We start from the raw sequence: 20,771 nt of genomic DNA on the forward strand, positions 1-20,771 counted from the left end.
ATGCCTACCCTCCGTTTTGCAAGAGCTGTCCACGAATCACCGTTCCACGGCGGCGTGCGTACTGCCCTCATGCGTGTGCTGATCACCGGCATCGCGGTATTTCTTGCTATTTCGACGATCCCTGGGTTGGAAGCCGAAAGCCTCACCGCCGGCATCGCGGCAGTGTTGGTCCTCACGTTCCTGAACGTGATCCTTCGTCCGATCCTCTTTCTGCTTACCCTGCCCTTGATCGTCTTTACCCTCGGGCTGTTTCTCGTAGTGCTGAACGCGCTCCTGCTCCAACTGACCTCGTACTTCGTGAAAGGCTTCACCGTCTCGGGATTCTGGCCTGCGGTCGGTGGTGCACTGGTGATCAGCCTGGTCACCACCATCCTCAACAGCTGGACGGTCGATCGCCATCATCCATTTGAACCCCAAGAAATTGAACCGGAACCTCATCGCCCTCCCAAGATCATCAATCCGGATTGAGCCGCTAAACGATTTTCCAGGCGCGATCGGACGATTTCTTTTCAGTTATCAATGGAACAGCACCCCTCATTTGTGTTCCAATTATCGGCGTATCGTATGGGCGGGGTGACAAGGAGACGAGGCTGTGGTCCGCCAATTCAGTTATTTTCTCCTCGCCGCGGCGCTGGGCGGTATCTTTGTCCCGATCGTGCGGGCTGATGAACGTCCTGCACCAAAGAGTTTGTGGCAAACCGTCCTGACTCCTCCCGTCAACGATCAACCACCGCCGCGGAGGCCCTGGGTTCTCCGCGATCGGGAAATTGCACTCGACCTCCCACTCCTTCAAGTCGTGAGGGATGCAGGAGCCAGACCTCATCCCAGGATCACCGTTGAACTCTTTGACAAAGCCAATCCCGAATTGGACATCACCTCCACGGTATCCCGGATCAACGACACCGCTGTCATCCGGGGTACCCTCAAGCCCCCCTCACAAGGAGACTTCACATTTGTGGTCTCGGGCAACCTTCTTATAGGAACTGTCATGATGGGAGACCGGCTCTATAAAACAGAGCACATCGTCAATGGTCGCTTGCGGCTGCTCGAAATCGATCCCGACAAAATGCCACCGGAGTGAGCTCAGGGCATCAGCAACAATGGAATCGTAGGGGCAATGACGTTGTCTCAGGCTTAGAAGTCACGGCGAGGGAATGACTCTGTCCACTGAATTCTGCCTGTTGTACCGGTTGCGAGACAGAGTAGCTATTCATGAACGTTCCGGCTACAATGCGTTCGCTCACATTTGAACGTATGACCACGTCGCCTCCTCAAGCAAAGCCGACACCGGAGACTCATCTTCAACGGACGTTGAATTCCGCGCTGAACGACATCGGAACCGATTCGGCGTTGGCGGCAATCTTCCACCAAGAAAATGGGCCGCTTGTCGAGCATGCTTCGCGCGGGTTCACGCCCAGAGATGTCCAGGCGATCCTCCGTACGCTCTCGACTCAACGGACCGCCGCCTTGACACCGACCACTCAGGATTCGGACGGGGGACGCACGGTTCGCCTGCGGCTGATCACCCCCGGTGCAAAGTCTCTGCTCGTCGTCCCGCTCCGTCATCTCAACCGCGCTTATGGATGTTTGGTCATCGGACGGAAAGAAGGCGCCGCTTTCTCGAAGAAGGATCGATTGCAGCTGGACCAGATGTGCGAGAGCATGACCAAAGCGCTGGACCGCGAAGGTCTCTTCAACACCAACGTGGTATTGAGCCGTCCCTACGTCGCCCAAGAACCGCCACCCCCGCAGCAAACCGGCGCGGAACTGTTTCCGCCGATGATCAAGCACTTTTCCCCGGAACTTCAAGAAAAGATCGAAACGGTCCTGGCTGAAGCTCATCAATATGTGGCCTATGACCGTGCCTGGGCTTGCTACTACGATCCATTGGCGGGAAACGTCGAGGTATTGGGCATCGTCGGAGACGGGAAGGGGGATCAGAAAGACGCCAAGAAAGAGTTGAAACCGGGCCAGCGCCTCACCTTGGATAGTTCGGCGGCAGGATGGGCCGTCCGCCATCGGAAACCGCGGGTGGATCACGACCTGGCCTCCACTCAGGGCCGCTTTCTCGATCACAAACATCTCTTCAAGGACCGGTTTCAGTCGTCGCTCGTCATTCCCTTTTTCGTCAAGGGTCAGGTCGGCGGAACCTTTACGCTGGGAGCGAAGGACCCGCAACGGTATCAAACCACCGATGCTCGTACGCTGGAGCCCATCATTCTCAAACTTGCAGAACTATTACAGACACCGGCACCGCAGGCTGCCGGTCCTCCCCCGACGGACGAAGTCGGAACGCCGGGGCTCCAACCCGTCTCGGCTGTTCCATCCGAACCCATCATTCGAAAGCAGGAACGCCAGGCAGCGATCGGCGAGTTCAGCGCATTCTTGGCGACGGAGATCCGAGAACCGCTGGCCTCCATCCGCTCGCAACTCGAAGAAGTCACCGGTGAGGGGATTCTCGACTTCGACCCACAGACACGCGTCGAGAATGCGATGCGCGACTTGATTCGGATTGAAGCGATCCTGAACGAGATCCTCGACTTCGCAAAACCCCTTGAGCTGAATCGCCATCTGTGCCGCATTCCAGAGGTGCTTGAGAGCGCCTTGGTGGTGGTAGGAACCGATCTGGAAGCAACCCGTATTCAAGTCACCAAGGATTACGCCAATATCATCGCGCCGGTGCGCGGTGACGAGGCCAAGCTCCAACAGACGTTCCTCAGCATCTTTCGGAATGCGTGCGAGGCCATGTCTCCGGGCGGCCATCTCCATATCCAGGTGACGCAACATCGCGCCGGAAGAGGGCTGGAAGTGCAGATTCTCATTAAGAATGACGGAGTGCCCATTCCGGCTGAAATCGTCGATAAGGTATTCGAACCGTTTTTCACCACCAAGAGCTCAGGCATTGGACTGGGTCTTCCCAGCGTCAAGAAAATCATCGAAGAGCACGGCGGAGCGATCGCGATCGGCAGCGCCGTCGGTGAAGGCACGACGGTCACTATTCGTCTTCCCGGGGTCAGCCGGGGACCGGCGTTTCGGCACCGTGGGCGTGGCCGGCGTCACCCTCGACGACCGAATTGACCTATCCGTCCTCGTCTCGTCCTCCCCATTGCGACACAAATACTCAACAGGCTAAGGTAATCATGTTGTGGCGTTTGACAGAACGGCTATCCATCGCTATGATTCAGCCCGCATGACTGATCTTCCAATTGAACGTGCAAGATTTATGATCCACAATCATCGTCATAGCTCAAAGGGAGAACGGGTATGAAACTTCTTACCGGTGCGGTTGCGACAATCTCCTCAATCCTACTGGCGTGCTCGATGGCGTCCGCCAACCCGGCGCTGCTACCCAAACATGAAGGCTATCCCATGAAGAACTCAGGGAGTCCCGTGACCGGCCAGCCGACGGCCAATGATCCCGGTCAAAAGGACGGCCACGGAACGTCTTCCTTGCTGAAGGCGGCGGAGTTCGACGACAAACACAGCAAGCAGGAACTCATGAAAACCGACAACGCGCGGATTACCGAAGGGCAGGGCGCGGGGAGGCTTCCGAACGTTCAGGGGCCTCAGATCACGATTGCGCCACCGGTAACATCCGCCACGAAGATCACCGACGATCGTAAGATCGACTAAGTTCTCCTCCAATGAACGGGGGAAGCCCGGCAAAGCAGGACTTCCTCCGTTTCAACACTCTCGTTTCTTTTCAAGTCTCACACCGTTCATCAGCCTGTGTTTCGCCCAGCAGTCCCTTCACCCTCCGACAATCTCAGACGGAGGATCTGTGAGAATCAGGATTTAATCTGACGGACACGGCTTGCCAAAGTTGGCTTCATGACGCACTGGTCGATTGATCGATGTCGCTCCTATTTGGAAATGACGGCCCAACGCGTTCCGGATGTCGCTGCGTGCATTGCTTGGAGACGCGGTCCTGAGAGCTGGTCCGGCGCGGTGGGGTGCGGACACACAGAGCTTCCTACCAATTCGCGTTTTTCCATTTGGAGCATTACAAAAACTCTGACGGCAGCCCTCATCCTCCAGCTGGCGGCTCGCGGCCGAATCGAGCTTGATTCTCCTTTAGCCGCCTGGCTGCCGGCAGTTCCTCACGCAGACCTGATTTCGATTCGCCAGTGTCTTCAGCATACGAGTGGATGGTCAGACTATGGGGCCCTTCCGGAATATCAGACGGCCGTCCGGCAGAGAGAGACGCCGTGGAGCTTTTCAGAGTTCATGGACCGCGTCCATGCAGAGAACCTGTTGTTTGCGCCAGGCTCCGGCTGGTCATACTCCAATATCGGCTATATGATTTTGAAGAAGTTAGCCGAGACCGTATGTGAGAAACATTTTGCCGAAATCCTCAAAGACGAGGTATGTGACCCTCTCGGTCTTGCTGATACATCTGTGATCCAAACGCGCGAAGATATGCTCGGTCTTACCGTAGGTTATTCTCTCGACTTGAGCTCTGACGGACAGCCGGTCGATGTTCGATCTTGCTATGATCCCGGCTGGGCACCACCAGGATTCGCGGCTTCAACCGTTTCCGAGGTCGTCCGATTTTACGATGGTTTGTTTGCAGGACAACTTCTGCCGGCTCATCTGCTCGGTGAGATGTGCCGAGTGAAACCAATCGGACACGCCCATCCGTCATTTGTCACCCCAAGCTATGGGCTCGGACTCATGGCCGATCCAGACAATCGAGTTGGCCTGATCTATGGACACAACGGCGCGGGCCCGGGATACGCGGCATCGGCTTTCCATATCCAACCCCGAGGAGCGAGACCCGTCACAGTCGCCGTCCTGACGAATACCGAAAACTGGCAGGAAGTGGAAGCACTGACCTTGAAGGTGGGTGAAGAATTAGCCGCGTTCGGCTAATCTGAATCGCCACGGTTTTTTCGCCCAATCGCCGGCATACTCGACACCGATCCGAGGGAAGGCTTCCACCTGCTCGCGAGCAACCCGTGCGCCTCGATCTTCGAACCAGAGTGATCGCCCGTTCGTCATGTCGTGCCGATTCAATGAACGATCGATATCCAGCTCCCGGCAGAGCTTTCCAGGACCATCAATCAACTCACCGTCGACCTCAATCGCTCGAATCAACACGGCTGCGGGAAACTCGACCCGCTCCGTCACGACATTCAGCATGTGATACATGCCATAGATGAAGTAGACATATGACATTCCCGGTGGGCCGAACAGCACCTCCGTCCTTGCGGTCCTGCCTTTGGAGGCATGGCAGGCCCTGTCCTGACAACCGACATAGGCCTCCACTTCGATGATTTTGCCGGCAACCCGTCCCGCTCCATTCTCACGTATGAGATACTTGCCGACCAGCGACCGCGCGATGGTCAGCGTGGGACGATCGAAGTAGCTCCTCGAAAGGATGGTGTCGGCCATCTCGGTTCTTCAATTCGCTACCACCCGAGGACGTACGCGAAGATCAGCGGCGCGACGATCGTGGCATCGGATTCGATGATGAACTTCGGTGTGTCCACACCCAGTTTCCCCCAGGTGATCTTTTCGTTCGGAACGGCGCCGGAATACGATCCGTAGCTCGTGGTGGAGTCGCTGATCTGACAAAAATATCCCCAGAGTGGTACTTGTTCCTTCCGAAGATCTTGACTCAGCATGGGAACGACACAGATCGGGAAATCACCGGCGATTCCTCCTCCGACTTGGAAGAATCCGAGCGAATGTTCACCCGTTGCCTTCACATACCATTCGGCCAAGTGCATCATGTATTCGATGCCGGATCGCACCGTGTTCACGTTCTTGATTGATCCCGTCATGCAATGCGCCGCATACATATTCCCCAACGTGGAATCTTCCCAACCGGGAACAAACATCGGAAGATCCCGCTCCGCAGCCGCGCACATCCAACTGTCGCTAGGGTCGATTTGGTAGTATTCCTTGAGCTTCCCGTCGCGCAAGAGTCGGTACAGGAATTCATGAGGGAATGATCGAACGCCGTTCCGATCCGCCGCCGTCCATTCAGTCGCCACTGCGGCCTCAATGCGGCGCATCGCTTCTGCTTCCGGGATGCACGTGTCGGTCACCCGATTCAGGTGCCGATTCAACAATGCTTGCTCGTCCTGCGCCGTCAGTTCCCGATAGCGGGGAATACGTTCGTAATGTTTCTGTGCGACGAGGTTGAAGAGATCTTCCTCAAGATTGGCGCCTGTGCAGCAAATCGCGTGCACCTTGTCACGGCGTATCATCTCGGCCAGGGACAAACCCAGCTCGGCCGTGCTCATCGCGCCGGCCAGAGTCACCAGCATGGCCCCGCCTCGGTCCAAGTGAGCCCGATATGCGTGCGCCGCGTCTTTCATCGCCGCCGCGTTAAAATGTCGATAATGATGGTCAATGAATTGCGAAATAGATGTCGGTTTCATACAAGGCTCCCTACTTTTGAGACCACAGAGATCACGGATTTATCACAATCCTCCCGGTGCTTCAAATCCCTTTCCCGTTGCAATTGGACAACAATATCCCCTGATCGAATTCCCTAAAAATAATAGGCAAGGCCTCCCAAGAACGTCCGGGGATTCCCCGGCACGAAATGAATGTCCTTGACTGCCGCCGATTCATTCCTCAGTCTTGATTCAAATGCGAAGATAGCCTGTTCCCACTCCGTATTCAGCAGATTTTGGACGTACAGAAACACTTCCATCCGGCCATGAGGGAGTCGCATCGGAATGAGGTACCGCTCGGACAGATCAAACGTAATCCACGACGGTGCCTTGATGCTGCGATCCTCAATGAGAGGCCGAACTCCCATATACGTCGCCTGGAGTTGCGAAGTCAATCCTTCCGGCCATTTCAAGATAGCGGCTCCATAGGCGATGTACTCCGGTGCCAAAGGAATGGCGTCGCCGTTTCGAAACTCGGCGTGCGTCCACGTAAAGCTGCCATTGACATAGAGCGGCCCCCACACCTGGCCGCGCGCAGCGACTTCCACACCTTGGCGTCTGGTTGCGCCTCGGATCTCCGTTGTTCCTTCATCGCCGACGAACACCAGTTCCGATTTGATATCCATTCGCCAGAGCGTCGCGAGTAATTCGAGCTTATCCGGTCCCCAGGGTCGGGATCGTACCCCGATTTCATAGTTGATGGAACGGGAGATGGGAGAAGACCCCGGTCTTACGGAAGAACGCGCGTCGTTGCTGTGAAAGCCTTCGCCGTAGTTGATGAAGAATTCCGTCCCCGCCCATGGACCAAGAATCATGTTCATTTTCGGCAAGACGATGCCGGAGCTTTTCTGTCCGGCCGATTGCTCCGCGCATACGGGACAGCGGTTACTCACGTCGAAGGTGAACACCTCGCCTCGCACGCCGCCCGTAAACCTGACCCATGGCAAGGGCTGCACTTCAGCTTTGAAAAACGGCGCATAGGACGCCGAGAACACGTCGCTGTCGATTGTGGTGCCGGTTACGGTCTTCCGAAACTGCGTACCCAGTCTCGCATGAACGTCGTCTACTCTGGTCTGGAAGCCGACGGTCCCAATGCTTGGCATCCCGAAAATCTCCCCCCGCTGTTTGTAGCCGATGTCGCCGCCATAGACGGCGCGGCGATCGAATTGCGCGATGCCGTCCCCATGGACGGGATCGTTGAGAAAAAACGTGAAATTCGTGAACAGATCCAGCCGGTAATATTGGCCATATCCCTTCATATAGAACTGACCGCCCGAAGTCGTATCGTAGTGATAATCCAATTGGCCGGTCGTCCGCAGTGTGTTCCCTCCCTCATACGGATCGATTGCCCCGAAGCGGTTCAGCCCACCGTTGGTCACGGCTCGCAATGGAATCTCGCCGGAACCGTCCCATTTTGAATAGAGAAAGGTGCCTTTTATGCTGAGCTCGTCCCGCCCGGTCAGATAGGTCGTGACTTTGCCCATCACATTGGTTCGAATATATTGATTGTCGTTGATATACGGGCCATTGGTGTAATACGTTTCGGCGGCGAACAGGCTGCGCACCCGCTCTTTGGTCGGAGAAAGCATCAGCATGTATCGCTGCGTGGTGAACTCTCCACCGGCGCCTTGAATCATTCCTTCCTTGACCACCTGGCGCGTCCGGAAATCGATCGCGCCCGCTGTCGCGAAATCTCCGTATTCAGGCAGATAGGCGCCCTTATTGACTGCGACTCCTTCGATCGTTTCGGGAATGATGAAGTTCAAATCGGCATAACCCTGTCCGTGGGCATGGCTGCGCAGATTGATCGGCATGCCGTCGAGGGAGATTGCGACGTCCGTTCCATGATCCGCATCAAAGCCGCGCAGGAAATATTGATCGGCTTTTCCCGCTCCGCCTGAGTGCTCAACGGCCAGCATGCCGGGGATCAAGCGCAGGATCTGGGCCGGTCTCCCCTGGGGCTGAAGCACAATTTCCTTGTCAGGAATAAACTGCTGCGACGAAGCCGCAACGGGACGTTCGGCTTGCACCGCAATTTCCGGCATTTTCAACTCGGCCTCATCCGGGTCGTGAGCCCGCGCGAGTTCACCGCCGGTAAAGCCAACGACCATAGCCGCTAAGAAGAGTACAAGGCTCCGCATGCGCTCATCCTCCTGATCAAGCGTGTGGACGAATGAGACGTCCACGACGGTCGTTCGGCAGCCGACTCATCGGCCGGCACAGACCCTCGTGGTCCGGCAACAACTTTGAAGGGGGAAAGGCCTCGACTAGGATGGCCGAGACACACCAACCAAGGAGCAAACCCTCGAGAGAGACCGCGATATCAGCACATCAAGCGTATGATCCTCCGACCCTACAATCTCCATGTGTGCGCGATTCACCGGCAACAAGACCTTCTTGGCCTTGGAACTGAGGATGGCCTGCGCGATGTCAGGGGTCACTTCACCGAGCATCGCCCCAGGTAGAACACAATTCAACGTTGCGACGATCACATCCACAGTCGGCACAGTCTGCGCGATGGCTTGTGATCCAACTCCCACACAGGATGCGCCGGCCTCTTTCATCGCTTGGGCTGCCACGGCATTGGTTCCCAGTGCCACGATGTTGTGGCTTCTTCCCAAGGAACCGTGCAAGCCGGCCACCAACAACCGCCCAAGCCCTCCGCCACGCCCATCGATGACACATACGCGCATGGCCTAAACCAACCCTCTACCTGTTGTGGTCATGGTCAACTTGCCGTGTTTGACGCCTTTGACGCTCACCAGCGCATCGGCGATCTTTCTTATTTCAGAACCTTTCCCCTTGACCACCAGCACTTCCAGGCAATGGTCATGGTCGAGATGCACATGCATGCCGGACAATATTCGTCCATGATGGTCATGCTGAATATCGGTCAATTTGCTCGTCAAGTCCCGCACATGATGGTCATACACAAAGGTAATGGTGCCGACCGTTTCCCTATTCTCATCCCATTCCTGGCCGACCAAGTTGTCACGGATCAAATCCCGCAACGCTTCCGATCGGTTGGTGTACTTCCGACGTTGGATGTGGCGATCGAAGGTCTCCAACAAATGATGATCGAGCGATACGCCGAAACGAACCAGTTTTTTCATCGCCTTCCCTCTTCGTTGCGGTGGCACGAATTCAAATTTAATAGCACTGCGACGGCGCAGAAATCAACCAATGATTCTCGATGCTAACCATCTTACGAGTGTTCGATCCTGGTCGGATCTGTGAGAGCAGTCGAGACGTGCATTCGACAAACGACTAGTGCAAGATCTCGTTTTGGGGAGAGGAAACAACCAGCAGTAGACAACCCTCATCGGTCGAGGTGTCATAATGTTCCGTACCGGCTTCGGCACGCTGATAGTCGCCGGCCGTCATCTCACGACCGGCGATGGAGCACCCGCCTTCCAACACATAAAGTTCCTCCGCCTCAGTGTGACGATGCGGCGCATAGCTGGTGCCCGGAGCGAACCGTAAGAGAGCGGTGGTTCTTCGGGAAACCATATCGAAGGAGAGCACCTTGGCCGTCACTCCTGGTGCGATCTCTCGCCAAACTCCCTCCGCCGCCTTGATGAAGGTGAGTCCCTTCCCAGACTGCTGAAAACCGATCTTGGTTCTCGATAATCTGGAGGGCCCGGAACGAATCAGCATAGTCCGCAGAAGATTCGAAAAAGCCTTCCAGCAAAGCCGCAGCGACGTGTACGAAGTCACGAGAAGGTGGTGCCATGCATGCGCAAATTGGCGAGACGGTGAACCCTCAATGTCCTCAGAGACACCTGCCCGACCTTCACCTACCCGTCCTCCGCCTGTCGAAACAGACGTTTCCACCAAGCCAGGCGTTGAAATCCTGACGTCAAGGCGGACGTCCGATTGTCCTTCAATGCGGGACATGAGCCGTTCTCGCAAAGAATCCCGAGGCTTTAAGGGAACGGACCCCAACGCCAACGTATCGGCGGTCAACTCAAACTGCTCAACTTCCCGAGCGGCTTCCGTCGTAATCTGATTGACGAGGCGTTCGCGTAGGGTAACCGGAGGCGTGACAGGAGGTACGACTGAGACCAAGGCATCCGTTGCCGCTCGATAGGCCGCGACGGCTTGGCTCAGGAGAGGTGATTCTCCTGGTAGCCTTTCCGTAAAAGCCAGACGATCCACAGGATCCAAGATCCCAAGCGCATCGAGCATGGCCTGCTCTTCCAATTCTTCCGGCAACCTAGCCTCGGTCACGATACTAACCCCGTCTCATAGGGTGCGAGCGCTTCGCGCAATTTGATCATACCCAATCGAATTCTCGTCTTCACTGTCCCCAGAGGAAGCTGTAGCTTTTCCGCAATCTCACTCTGCGTTAAGCCATAGAAATACGCGAGTGCAATGGCTTGCCGCTGCTCTTCGTTCAGGAGAGCCAATGCCTGTTGAACATACCGCCGCCGTTCTTGTCCTTCCACGCCCTGCTCCGGCGTTTCGTCGTCGCTGGCAAAGAACTCGACCTTGTCCAATGACTCGACACGCCCATGCTCGACCGCCCCGGCGCGGAAACGATCGATCGCCCTCGTTCTGGCCACCATCATCAACCAAGCGCCCGGCGCCCCTCGTGTTCGGTCATAGGTATGAGCCTGACGCCATACCTGGGTGTAGACGTCCAAGGTGACTTCTTCTGCTGCTTCGCGATTGTTGAGAATTTTGACGACCAGCCCAAAAACCTGAGGGCTCGTACGATCGTAAAACGTGGCAAGCGCCGACTGATCACCCTGTGCTGTCAGAGCAATCAGTTGTGCCAACTCTTGGTCTTGAATCTGCTTGGCCGTCTCCGAGGACATGAGCAACATACAGTCTCCCCCATTCATCTCTACGAGGACATGAGGAAGATTGGATTGCTGATTGCGAGGCGTTGTGCACCCTGACGGAGGCCGAACTATAGCACCGCGGGAACACCTCAGCAAGCCGACGATCCTCACGAAAGATCCAAACCACTACACGTCTCGTAGTGCTGAACAGACCGCCGGCAGGTGCCCGATTCGATGTACAGATTGCTCACAACCATTTTGACAGGTGAGGAGAACCGACCTATGGCCATTAAGACCCCATCCTCTCTCATAGTCAGTGTGCTTTTGCTGACCCTCGTGGGTTGTCAGAGCATGGAACAGACTTCCAAATCCATAACGACAGACAAACCGCTTTATGAACGATTGGGCGGTAAGCCCGCCATCACGGCGGTCGTGGAAGATTTCGTTGCGCGAGTTGCCGCTGATACCCGCATCAACGGAAAGTTCGCAAATACCGACATTCCTCGTTTGAAAATGCTGCTCGTCGAACAGATCTGTCAGGCTTCCGGGGGACCCTGCACCTATTCAGGCCGCAGTATGAAAGCCACTCATACCGGGATGGGCGTCAGCAACGCCGACTTCGACGCACTGGTGGGAGATCTGCTCGCAACCCTGAACAAATTCAAAGTCCCGGAGCGAGAGAGGAACGAGCTGCTCGGTGTCCTGGGACCCATGAAAAAAGACATCGTCGAGAAGCCGCAGATGTCCATGCACTGAGTGTCGGAGAAGATGGTCATGACGTTGAGAGGAGAGAAGCTATGAAATCACGAATCTATTCGTCTCTGGGTTTCGTGTTCACTGTCGGGCTGATGTCCGGCTGCAGCGGGAGCGATACCATGCCCATCGTACCTCCAGCCGGACCAGCTGCGGCCGCGGAGGAGCAGCGCGTTTCGCAATCGGATGCACTGACGCCACAAGAGGCGGCGTTGGTCGGCCAAGCCAATTCAGAACCGGTTCCTGCACCACTACCAGACTTGTAGTCACACTCACCCATCCGCGTATTTGCTCAGAAGGAGGAAATCATGCTCGCTCGAATTCGATCACTCACCCTGACAATGCTGGCACTGTGTATGACGACGCCGGTCTTTGCAGCAAGTCATCGCGAAGCTCCGCTGATCTCGAATGACCCAACGGCGGATATCACCGATTTCTATTTCTTTCGTAGCTGGCAGGACCCCGACAAAGCGATCCTGATCATGAATGTGATTCCTAGTCAGGAGCCGGGATCGGGTCCCAATTATTTCAACTTCGCGGACGACGTGCTGTACGAAATCCATGTCGACAACAATAAGAACAACATCGCCGCGAACATCGTCTATCAAGTTCGATTCAAAACGGAAATCCGCCAACCGGGAAACGTCTTCCCATTGTCCTATGTGGCGTTGCCGCCGATCACGGCCCTCACCGGAGGTGGCTCAGAAGGACTACTCCTCCGCCAAAGCTATTCGGTCACTGAACAACGCTACGGCCAACCGCCGCGCGATCTCGGCACTGGTCCGATGTTCGCCGTGCCGTCCAACGTCGGACCACGCACGATGCCGAAATACGAAGAGCTGGCAGCCAAGGGCATTTATCCCTTGAAGAACGGCGGGAGAGTGTTCGCGGGACAGCGGGATGAGACCTTCTACATTGACTTGGGAGGGACGTTCGACACGTTGAATCTCCATATCTCGCCGATTCTTTCCGATGTTCACGATGCCAACGACGCCATCCTCGTTGGAGCACCTGGCTCCGGTACGGCCGATACGTTCAGCGGTTTCAATGTCAACACAATCGCATTGGAAATCCCTATTGGAGAGCTGGTGGGTCCGAACGATAACAAACTGATCGGGGCCTATGCCTCAACCAGCCGTCCCAAGGTGACTGTGCTCAGGAAAGACGGCGACCGTCAGAACAGTGCTCGCTTCGTCCAAGTGGCGCGTATGGGCAATCCCCTCGTCAACGAGTTGATCATCGCGACGAACATGAAAGATAAGTGGAACGCCACAGATGCAGAAGACGAGAATGACTTCGTTTCGTTTTACTGCAACTCAGCGCTGGCCACGGCGCTCAATGCCGTGTTCGGTACCGGCTTCCCGACGATGAATCGTGAAGATCTCGTGAACGCCTTACTTCGGTATGCGCCGGGGCCAGCGGTATGCGGCTCCGGGAAGACCAATGAAGCGCTCGCCGATTTCGTTCGAGTCGACTTGAACGTTCCGCCGACTCCGGCCACGGGTCAGAAACGCCTCGGCCCTCTCGCACATGACCAGAGCGGCAATGCGACACCGGACAGAGCCGGCTGGCCGAACGGCCGAAGGCCGAATGATGACGTCACGGATGTGGCGTTGCGGGTGGTGGCCGGAATCCTCACGAACCCCGCTGTTCCAAACCTCGGGGACGGTGTGAATTTCAACGTCGGTGCAGTCGGAAGCAACAAGACTGCGAACGGTATCGCCACGGCGTTTCCCTTCCTTCCCACGCCCTTCGACGGGCGGGATCGCCGACATATCGACCCAGGAGAGCCTCAGTAGCCATCGCCGAGCGGGTGCCGCACTGCGCGGCACCCGCTCCACAGAAGACCGTGAGCAGATCATCATGCGCATCCCCATCACCTACGAGCGTAACCCAATGACTCGACCCTGGTCTCGCATGACGCTTGTCGCTCTTGGATGGTTCATATTTAGCTATGTCAGCAGCGCGTTTTCAGAACCCTATCGCCCGACGGATGACGCACAGGTCCTCGAGCGGCTCAGTTTTAAAGCGTCAGATCCTGTCGCGCGAGATCTCGAAACCTTGCGCACCGACCTGCGACGCAATCCTCAGCACCTTGAATCCGCTGTGAAACTGGCGACTCGTTACATCGAACAAGGCCGATCGGAAGGCGACCCTCGCTTCCTTGGGCAAGCGCAGGCAGTCCTCACCCCCTGGTGGAATGAGCCGACGCCTCCCCCTGCCACGCTGCTCTTACGCGCGACAATCAGACAGAACACCCATGACTTCGACCGCGCTCTGGCCGATCTTGACCAGGTATTGACCGTACAACCGGCCAATGCCCAGGCGTGGCTTACCAGAGCATCGATCCTCCAGGTACAGGCACGCTACGACGAGGCACGGCAGGCCTGTCAACGGCTCGCACGTTTGACTGTCTCCCATGTGCTGCTCGGATGCCTGGGGGATATCGCCGGACTGACGGGTCAATCAGCGAAGAGCTTGGAATTTCTCCGGGCAGTGATGTGGGATTCAAGCCTCCTCGGTCGCGAGCGAATCTGGATTGCGACGATCCTGGCGGAAATAGCCTCCCGTACCGGAGCGGCACGAGAGGCAGAGCACTATTTCGCCGAAGCCTTCAAGGTGGGGATGAAAGACCAGTACTTGCTGAATGCTTACGCAGATTTCCTGCTGGATCAAGGCCGCCCTCAAAATGTGATTCCTCTTGTCCAACATGAGACGAGAGCTGATGGGTTACTCCTGCGCCTCGCGCTTGCGGAACAGGTGCTTGGGCTTCCCACATTGCGAGGCCATGTCTTCGAGCTGGCAGCCCGCTTCGCCGCCGCTCGGGAACGCGGAACGACCGCACATGTCCGGGAAGAAGCGCGTTTTACATTGGCCTTGCTGCACGATGCCAAGCGAGCGCTGCCGTTGGCCCAAGCCAATTGGACTGTGCAGCGTGAACCGGCGGACGCCAGGATTCTCCTGGAAAGCGCGCTCGCCGACAGGAACCGAACCGCGGCCCAGCGTGTGCTTGATTGGCTGATCACCAACCACGTGGAAGACCATCGACTGCGACAACTCGCGAAGCAGTTTGAGAAAGCGACATTTTGATGCGGATCATCCTCGTTCTTGCGTGGCTGCTTCTGAGCCTTCCGGCTTGGGCGCATAAGCCCAGCGACAGTTATCTCTCACTATCTGTCCAGACTGATCATGTCGAAGGGCAGTGGGACATCGCCCTGCGCGACCTATCCGATGCGATCGGATTGGACGGCGACGGAAACGGTCAACTTACCTGGGGAGAGGTTCGGAACAAGCATGGCGAGATCGGCGCCTACGCGCTTTCTCATCTTGTCCTATCGGCCGACCAACAGTCTTGCAAGACTGAGTTGTTGGAGCAGCTCATCGATCATCATACCGACGGGGCCTATTCAGTCCTGCGTTTCCGTTCCGCTTGCGGCGAACCCATCGAACGGCTTCACGTCGAGTATCGGCTTCTGTTCGATATCGACGCGCAGCATAAAGGACTCTTGCGTCTGACACAGGGCGGACACACCAGCACCGCCATTTTCAGCCGCGACTCACCGATGCGGGAACTCTCCGTCGCTGAGCAGTCACGTTGGACCGAGGGCATTCAGTTCATTCGCGAGGGCATCTGGCACATCTGGCTGGGGTTCGATCATGTCTTGTTCTTGCTTGCCCTCTTGCTTCCCGCGGTGTTGATTCGAGTCGAAGATCGCTGGCAAGCGGCGGCTGACTTTTCATCGGTCTTGTGGAATGTCGTCGGCATCGTCACCGCTTTTACTGTTGCCCATTCCCTCACGCTGAGCCTGGCTGCGCTGGATGTCGTCCACTTATCATCCCGATTGGTGGAATCGACCATCGCCGTCTCGGTTGTGCTCGCAGGACTCGGCAATCTCCACCCGCTGATGACACATCGCCGTTGGATCATTGCATTTGTATTCGGCCTTATTCATGGATTCGGATTCGCCGCGGTCCTCACGGATCTCGGACTGCCCCACCATTCATTATTGCTGAGTCTGGTCAGCTTCAATGTGGGGGTGGAGCTCGGTCAGCTCGTCATCGTCGCTGCGTTCTTACCGCTGGCCTATCCGCTCCGCCGCTCCTGGTCATATCCGAGATTGGTGCTCACCGGCGGATCGTGGGCGGTGATTGCCATCGCGCTCGTCTGGTTCACCGAACGAGTTTTCGATCTCCAGCTGTTTCCCCTTTAGCCGGTTACTAAGACCCGCGGTCGTTATTCACTTCCCCACCTCAGTAGTACTGGCAACTCGATTCTTAATAAATGATGGAGCACCGACTCGCCAATAGACCCGCGCTTTAGGAAAGCTTCCTCATCGCTCTCTTCAAGCCTACTCAACCTCATTCAGGCCAAGCCTATCCAATAGTTAGACGAGATCTCAATTTTGGCTGGGATAGGTCTGAGCGGAGTGGAGTGAGGTGGGCTTGAGCACAAGATGAGCACAATCGGCTGGGGTGAACCCCTTGGATGAGACAGTTTGGAATTACGCGTTGGCCGGGGAGTGTTTGGCTCATCCGTCTTCTTGAGCCCTCCTCTTCCTGTCGAGTGCTATGTGAATACTCCCGGCTACCACATGCTGCACCAAGTTATAAAAGATGATGGGAACCATGACGCGGGGGTAGGCGGCCAGCACGAGCGAGGCCAATACGAGGCCTGTTCCGTTGTTATTCATTCCCAGTCCATACATCAACGCAACGGTTTCTGACTCCTCCAATCCAAACCGACCGCTGAGCCAATACCCGACGGCAAATGCCGTCAGACACAGACCTGTGGTAATGGCAAAGGTGACAGCGAGAAAATCCCAATCGTGTTCTGAAACTGCCTGAGGAAGGGAGACCGAGGCGTTTGAATAGTTCAATAGTAGCAACACCGCTGAATTCACGAGTTTGATGTACGGCATGATCGCCGCTAATGAGACTTCCGACGCGGTCATCCGGATACTGAGACCCAGGAGCGATGGAAGCACCACCCAGAGGCCCAGAAACCCTCCTGAGCCATAGGTAGAGACATTGTGTATGACAGTTTCATATTCCTCGGAGGCCATCTCGCCAAATACATAGAACGCCCACGGCGTGATAATAGGACTGAGCAGCGTTGAAAATAGGATCAACCCGAGACTTAGAGCCAGATTCCCATTCGAATTCTGCGTCCATGTCGACGAAGCGCCCGCAATGGGCATAGCTGCGACTAGCGCCAGGCCTACCAGAATGTGTTGCGCCTCCTCCGGGTTGTGCCACAACTGCAAAACCAGGGTAATGCCAAAGATATAGGCGATCGGAATAAGGACGTTGGCGACCAACCCGGTCATCAAGAGCCATTTGTGATCAAAGAGTGCTTTCAGGTGAGCTGCTTTCAGCCCGAGCCCGGCATTGAACATGAGGATTGCAAGGAGAACCAAGAGAACCGAGATGGGGGTCCCCGTTCCGGAGAATGAAAGGGTGCCAAAAGAGATCTGTCTGATCGCAAGCCCGGGCCTGGGATAGACCGCAGCCAGCGCATAGACACCGAGGAGGAACCAGAGGAGGTGATGATGTACGAGCTGAGACAGGCCAAGAAATGTAAATTTCCGCGCTTCCATCTCCTCATGCCCCTGACATCGAAGTTTCAATGAGGATGCCGATCATGGCAAGAGATATCGAAAAGAAGTTTTTTAGACTCAATTTTCAATCTGCAAGGGTGAATCCAAAAACCTCTGCTATGCCTGTCATCGTGAAAGCACTAAATATTGAGGCTGTGATGGTTTATAGGAGTGGCTCAAGAACAACTGATTTGAGACTATGCCAGATAATCCAAAGGAAGATCGAGCTGAAATAGCTACATAGCAAGTGCAGACTTTTCTCCAGGGTCAAGGGCCGGCGGCTGTTGGCTCGAGCGCGGTGGGAGGCGTCTTGCCGCTCATCGAGCCGGCGACCACCGGAAACGGAAATACATGAACCGCTGTTCGGATTCCCACGGCGTAAGATGTGTCTCTCGCCGAACCTCCTGCAGAGTGAACTCTGACCCCAACTCCATGATGAGGGTTTGCTCATCGTAGCGCATGACAGCGAGGTCACTGCATTGTGGTGGCCCATCCACCGCAAAGGTGGCAACAATAACCGTGCCGCCCGGCTGCAAGGTGCGCCGCAATGCCGCAACGTATCCGCGCCGATCTTCCGGAGCCATCAGAAAATGGAATACTGCCCGGTCGTGCCAGAGGCCAAAGCGATGCGGAGGCGCGAACGTGGTCACGTCAGTTTCAAACCACTCCACATCAGCGGCTCGGGCCCCGAGGCGAGCGCGGGTCTGAGTCAGCACGACTCCGGACACATCGAGCACAGCGAGCTGGGTGTACCCGGCATCAAGTAGGCAGTCAATGAGTATGGATGCCCCACCGCCAACATCGATAACTCCGGCATCCTTGCGCAACCCTGACGCGGTGATGAGCGCCAGTGAAAGCTCAGGGCGGCGCTGATACCAGCTTACATCCTGCGCCCCCTTAGTCTGATAAACGTGGTTCCAGTGTTGTTGACGGTTCATGTGCGTGCCAAAAGCGTTACTGTTTGAATCCTAAGAGACTGATCGATAGTCACAGAGAAATCAAGATGAAGGGTTGGGATTACCTGGAGGGATTATGGATGCTGCCTCAAGTGGCTCTGTAAGCTTCCTATTCGTAACGATCATTGCTTCACATCGGGCTTTCCGAATAGTTTGCGCAGCTCATCTTTAGCCTCTTGGAGCTGCGCTGTTTGCTTGACGCTCAGGTTTGTCCCGGCTCGGTTGATGTAGAAATTGAGCATGGACATCGCTGATTGGAACGGCGTGCCTTTCCGGCGCGTGCTGCGCAGGGAGGAGCGTTTGAGTGAAGCGGCAATTTCTCGAGGATTCGACTTGGTGAAGACGCCTAGCTCCAAGTCCAAAGCATCGCTGCGCTTCATGACATCAGCCGACCACTTGCGGGGATTTTTCGGACGCAGCTTCTTGGTTTTCTGAGCCATCAGAATCTCCGTCCGACTCGCGACGGTGCAGCAGAACTTGCGAACAGCACATCGGCTAACTGCCACGATATCCCCTGAGAGCCCGCAAGGGTACGGACGAATTCCCTAGCTGAGTTCCCGTTGTACCGATTTCTTGATGACAGAGACAAGCAGGACGATTACTCGCCCTGTATGGGAATGTACATGACGTTCCCTTGTCGATTCACGAGCAGGAGGGCGAGATCGGTAGGTTTCAGTGGATCGGCAAGACGCTGAAAGATCGCGAAGTTGTTGACAGGTTGCCGGTTGAGCTCCAACACGACATCGCCGGGTTGCAGTCCCGAGGTTTCGGCCAAGCTGCCCTCCTCGATGTCCGTCACAACCACCCCGCTATTCACCGGTAAATCCATCTGTCGTGCCAGAGGAGGAGTCACGTCATCGAAGACCACTCCGGAGAGCGGATGGACCGTCGACACGGCGGCTGAGGCAGCCTGGCTTTTCTTTGCGCGTTCACGCGGCGCTTCCTGAATGACCAAATCGGCCTGATATTGCTTCCCGTCACGAATGAGATCCAAGCGATGCTTGCTGCCGATGGGTGATTGAGCCACCAGGTTCCGCAGCTGGCCGCTATCCATAATGTCTCGCCCATCGAAGCGCACCACCACATCGCCTCGTTTCAGACCGGCTCGCTCGGCAGAGCCCTTGGAGTGCACATCGGTCACAATCGCGCCCTTGACATCCGGAAGGCGAAACAGTTTCCCAAGCGACGGGCTGACGTCTTGCGTCGAAGCTCCCAGAAATCCACGCACCACACGGCCCGTCTTGATGAGGCTCTGCATGGCGGCACGAGCCATGTTACTGGGTATCGCGAACCCGACCCCCACGCTTCCACCGGTCGGACTCGCGATCGCCGTATTGATGCCGATCAGTTCGCCGTGGATGTTGACCAAGGCTCCGCCGGAATTCCCAGGGTTGATCGGCGCATCTGTTTGGATGAAATCTTCGAAGTCCGCCACTCCCACATCCGCGCGGCCGACCGCGCTCACGATGCCGAAGGTGACGGTACGGCTCAACCCCAGCGGGTTCCCGATGGCGAGCACGAAGTCGCCGACAGCGAGATGACTCGAGTCTCCCCACACCGCCGATGGAAGATTCGAGGCTTGAATCTTGACGACCGCGACGTCGGTCTTTGGATCGGTCGCGACGACTTTTCCTTTATATTGACGCCGATCCGCCAGAATTACTTCCACATCGACGGCATCGGCCACCACATGGTTGTTCGTCACGATGTACCCATCCGGCGAGACGATCACCCCGGAGCCTTGCCCATACTGACGGCGTGTCGGAGGCTCTTTGAACAGCCCGAACGGCAACGCTTCGTCACTGAAGGCTTGGTCGCGCACCATGACGGTCGACGCGATGCTCACCACCGCCGGAATAACCTTACTGGCCGTGCCTTTGACTTGGCTCTGTAAGTCATGTCCGTTCGCCGCAGGAATCTGTTGGGTGGCGGCAAGGCCCAAACCCGGAACCACCAGACTGACCAGAAATCCCCAGACGGCAAGCGGCATCACAAACCCACTGTTTCTCACCAAAGTGCCTCTCTTGTTCGGGCGTGTGTTCTGAGCTTTTGGAGATGCCCTGCGCCAGCCTATCATGCAGACCATGCCCGCGCATTCATATTCGATATGACATCTTGCAGATGAATGCCTTCTCGCCGACGCATGGTATGCCACCCCACTGACAAGATAGTACCCAGCGTCAGGCAGCCTGTAAATACTGCGCGAGTCTTTGCGCTAACAGCAGCCGTTTCGACATTGCCAGGTGTCACTTGGGCGGTTGTGTTACGATG

At 56.3% G+C, this 20,771-nt stretch carries 21 protein-coding genes; 10 read left to right on the forward strand and 11 right to left on the reverse strand.

What is annotated here, in order from left to right; all coding sequences use genetic code 11:
- The 5 genes from H8K03_08355 (at position 1) to H8K03_08375 (ending at position 4,872) form a co-directional block, all read left to right on the forward strand.
- Positions 1-468, forward strand: coding sequence for a phage holin family protein (locus tag H8K03_08355; protein ID UVT21893.1), 468 nt, complete (start codon positions 1-3; stop codon positions 466-468).
- A 124-nt stretch (positions 469-592) separates the two neighbouring features.
- The gene (locus H8K03_08360; protein ID UVT21894.1) at positions 593-1,081 is read left to right on the forward strand and encodes a hypothetical protein; all 489 of its coding nucleotides are present in this window, start codon (positions 593-595) and stop codon (positions 1,079-1,081) included.
- Between the two features lie 131 nt (positions 1,082-1,212).
- Positions 1,213-3,078, forward strand: coding sequence for a GAF domain-containing protein (locus H8K03_08365; protein ID UVT21895.1), 1,866 nt, complete (start codon positions 1,213-1,215; stop codon positions 3,076-3,078).
- Between the two features lie 186 nt (positions 3,079-3,264).
- A complete protein-coding gene (locus tag H8K03_08370; protein ID UVT21896.1) occupies positions 3,265-3,633 on the forward strand; it encodes a hypothetical protein in 369 nt (122 codons plus the stop codon).
- Positions 3,634-3,831: 198 nt separating this feature from the next.
- On the forward strand, positions 3,832-4,872 hold the full coding sequence (locus H8K03_08375; protein ID UVT21897.1) for a beta-lactamase family protein: 1,041 nt from the start codon (positions 3,832-3,834) through the stop codon (positions 4,870-4,872).
- Here the strand turns inward: H8K03_08375 and H8K03_08380 are convergent.
- From H8K03_08380 to H8K03_08410, 7 genes are all read right to left on the reverse strand, one after another.
- Complete coding sequence (locus tag H8K03_08380) at positions 4,855-5,394, reverse strand: DNA-3-methyladenine glycosylase (protein ID UVT21898.1); 540 nt, start codon at positions 5,392-5,394, stop codon at positions 4,855-4,857. The genes H8K03_08375 and H8K03_08380 overlap by 18 nt on opposite strands.
- Before the next feature lie 17 nt (positions 5,395-5,411).
- Positions 5,412-6,389, reverse strand: coding sequence for a deoxyhypusine synthase family protein (locus H8K03_08385; GenBank protein UVT21899.1), 978 nt, complete (start codon positions 6,387-6,389; stop codon positions 5,412-5,414).
- Positions 6,390-6,502: 113 nt separating this feature from the next.
- Entirely contained in the window at positions 6,503-8,548 is a 2,046-nt protein-coding gene (locus H8K03_08390) for a TonB-dependent receptor plug domain-containing protein (protein UVT21900.1), read from the reverse strand.
- 126 nt (positions 8,549-8,674) lie between these two features.
- Positions 8,675-9,100 (reverse strand): DUF3842 family protein, encoded by a 426-nt coding sequence (locus tag H8K03_08395; protein ID UVT21901.1) that lies wholly within the window; start codon positions 9,098-9,100, stop codon positions 8,675-8,677.
- Positions 9,101-9,103: 3 nt separating this feature from the next.
- Positions 9,104-9,520 (reverse strand): nickel-responsive transcriptional regulator NikR, encoded by a 417-nt coding sequence (gene nikR, locus H8K03_08400; protein UVT21902.1) that lies wholly within the window; start codon positions 9,518-9,520, stop codon positions 9,104-9,106.
- A 154-nt stretch (positions 9,521-9,674) separates the two neighbouring features.
- Positions 9,675-10,637, reverse strand: coding sequence for a cupin domain-containing protein (locus tag H8K03_08405; protein ID UVT21903.1), 963 nt, complete (start codon positions 10,635-10,637; stop codon positions 9,675-9,677).
- Positions 10,634-11,236 carry a sigma-70 family RNA polymerase sigma factor gene (locus H8K03_08410; GenBank protein ID UVT21904.1) on the reverse strand — a complete coding sequence of 201 codons (603 nt, stop codon included), beginning with the start codon at positions 11,234-11,236 and terminating at the stop codon, positions 10,634-10,636. The genes H8K03_08405 and H8K03_08410 overlap by 4 nt, the downstream gene beginning before the upstream one ends.
- Before the next feature lie 240 nt (positions 11,237-11,476).
- Between H8K03_08410 and H8K03_08415 the strand changes: the two genes are divergently transcribed.
- The 5 genes from H8K03_08415 (at position 11,477) to H8K03_08435 (ending at position 16,158) form a co-directional block, all read left to right on the forward strand.
- Complete coding sequence (locus tag H8K03_08415) at positions 11,477-11,950, forward strand: group 1 truncated hemoglobin (protein ID UVT21905.1); 474 nt, start codon at positions 11,477-11,479, stop codon at positions 11,948-11,950.
- 41 nt (positions 11,951-11,991) lie between these two features.
- Positions 11,992-12,213 carry a hypothetical protein gene (locus tag H8K03_08420; GenBank protein ID UVT21906.1) on the forward strand — a complete coding sequence of 74 codons (222 nt, stop codon included), beginning with the start codon at positions 11,992-11,994 and terminating at the stop codon, positions 12,211-12,213.
- Between the two features lie 42 nt (positions 12,214-12,255).
- A complete protein-coding gene (locus tag H8K03_08425; protein UVT21907.1) occupies positions 12,256-13,746 on the forward strand; it encodes a DUF4331 domain-containing protein in 1,491 nt (496 codons plus the stop codon).
- 64 nt (positions 13,747-13,810) lie between these two features.
- Positions 13,811-15,037, forward strand: a complete 1,227-nt coding sequence (locus tag H8K03_08430) for a hypothetical protein (GenBank protein ID UVT21908.1) — start codon at positions 13,811-13,813, stop codon at positions 15,035-15,037.
- The gene (locus H8K03_08435; protein ID UVT21909.1) at positions 15,037-16,158 is read left to right on the forward strand and encodes a HupE/UreJ family protein; all 1,122 of its coding nucleotides are present in this window, start codon (positions 15,037-15,039) and stop codon (positions 16,156-16,158) included. The genes H8K03_08430 and H8K03_08435 overlap by 1 nt, the downstream gene beginning before the upstream one ends.
- A gap of 318 nt (positions 16,159-16,476) precedes the next feature.
- Here the strand turns inward: H8K03_08435 and H8K03_08440 are convergent, their stop codons facing one another.
- From H8K03_08440 to H8K03_08455, 4 genes are all read right to left on the reverse strand, one after another.
- Entirely contained in the window at positions 16,477-17,544 is a 1,068-nt protein-coding gene (locus H8K03_08440) for a bile acid:sodium symporter (protein UVT21910.1), read from the reverse strand.
- A 317-nt stretch (positions 17,545-17,861) separates the two neighbouring features.
- The gene (locus H8K03_08445; GenBank protein UVT21911.1) at positions 17,862-18,482 is read right to left on the reverse strand and encodes a class I SAM-dependent methyltransferase; all 621 of its coding nucleotides are present in this window, start codon (positions 18,480-18,482) and stop codon (positions 17,862-17,864) included.
- A 140-nt stretch (positions 18,483-18,622) separates the two neighbouring features.
- Positions 18,623-18,940 carry a DUF3175 domain-containing protein gene (locus tag H8K03_08450; protein ID UVT21912.1) on the reverse strand — a complete coding sequence of 106 codons (318 nt, stop codon included), beginning with the start codon at positions 18,938-18,940 and terminating at the stop codon, positions 18,623-18,625.
- 158 nt (positions 18,941-19,098) lie between these two features.
- The gene (locus H8K03_08455) at positions 19,099-20,511 is read right to left on the reverse strand and encodes a Do family serine endopeptidase (GenBank protein ID UVT21913.1); all 1,413 of its coding nucleotides are present in this window, start codon (positions 20,509-20,511) and stop codon (positions 19,099-19,101) included.
- Positions 20,512-20,771 lie beyond the last annotated feature (260 nt).

Origin of the sequence: Nitrospira sp. (assembly GCA_024760545.1) — a bacterium.
GTDB lineage: Bacteria > Nitrospirota > Nitrospiria > Nitrospirales > Nitrospiraceae > Nitrospira_D.

Excerpts from the sequence above, each read along its gene's own strand:
- nikR (UVT21902.1), bottom strand. The coding sequence starts at position 9,520 with ATGAAAAAACTGGTTCGTTTCGGCGTATCGCTCGATCATCATTTGTTG.
- H8K03_08365 (UVT21895.1), top strand. The coding sequence starts at position 1,213 with ATGAACGTTCCGGCTACAATGCGTTCGCTCACATTTGAACGTATGACC.
- H8K03_08450 (UVT21912.1), bottom strand. The coding sequence starts at position 18,940 with ATGGCTCAGAAAACCAAGAAGCTGCGTCCGAAAAATCCCCGCAAGTGG.
- H8K03_08425 (UVT21907.1), top strand. The coding sequence starts at position 12,256 with ATGCTCGCTCGAATTCGATCACTCACCCTGACAATGCTGGCACTGTGT.
- H8K03_08415 (UVT21905.1), top strand. The coding sequence starts at position 11,477 with ATGGCCATTAAGACCCCATCCTCTCTCATAGTCAGTGTGCTTTTGCTG.
- H8K03_08385 (UVT21899.1), bottom strand. The coding sequence starts at position 6,389 with ATGAAACCGACATCTATTTCGCAATTCATTGACCATCATTATCGACAT.
- H8K03_08440 (UVT21910.1), bottom strand. The coding sequence starts at position 17,544 with ATGGAAGCGCGGAAATTTACATTTCTTGGCCTGTCTCAGCTCGTACAT.
- H8K03_08395 (UVT21901.1), bottom strand. The coding sequence starts at position 9,100 with ATGCGCGTATGTGTCATCGATGGGCGTGGCGGAGGGCTTGGGCGGTTG.
- H8K03_08430 (UVT21908.1), top strand. The coding sequence starts at position 13,811 with ATGCGCATCCCCATCACCTACGAGCGTAACCCAATGACTCGACCCTGG.
- H8K03_08445 (UVT21911.1), bottom strand. The coding sequence starts at position 18,482 with ATGAACCGTCAACAACACTGGAACCACGTTTATCAGACTAAGGGGGCG.
- H8K03_08410 (UVT21904.1), bottom strand. The coding sequence starts at position 11,236 with ATGTTGCTCATGTCCTCGGAGACGGCCAAGCAGATTCAAGACCAAGAG.
- H8K03_08420 (UVT21906.1), top strand. The coding sequence starts at position 11,992 with ATGAAATCACGAATCTATTCGTCTCTGGGTTTCGTGTTCACTGTCGGG.
- H8K03_08435 (UVT21909.1), top strand. The coding sequence starts at position 15,037 with ATGCGGATCATCCTCGTTCTTGCGTGGCTGCTTCTGAGCCTTCCGGCT.
- H8K03_08390 (UVT21900.1), bottom strand. The coding sequence starts at position 8,548 with ATGCGGAGCCTTGTACTCTTCTTAGCGGCTATGGTCGTTGGCTTTACC.
- H8K03_08370 (UVT21896.1), top strand. The coding sequence starts at position 3,265 with ATGAAACTTCTTACCGGTGCGGTTGCGACAATCTCCTCAATCCTACTG.
- H8K03_08355 (UVT21893.1), top strand. The coding sequence starts at position 1 with ATGCCTACCCTCCGTTTTGCAAGAGCTGTCCACGAATCACCGTTCCAC.
- H8K03_08380 (UVT21898.1), bottom strand. The coding sequence starts at position 5,394 with ATGGCCGACACCATCCTTTCGAGGAGCTACTTCGATCGTCCCACGCTG.
- H8K03_08375 (UVT21897.1), top strand. The coding sequence starts at position 3,832 with ATGACGCACTGGTCGATTGATCGATGTCGCTCCTATTTGGAAATGACG.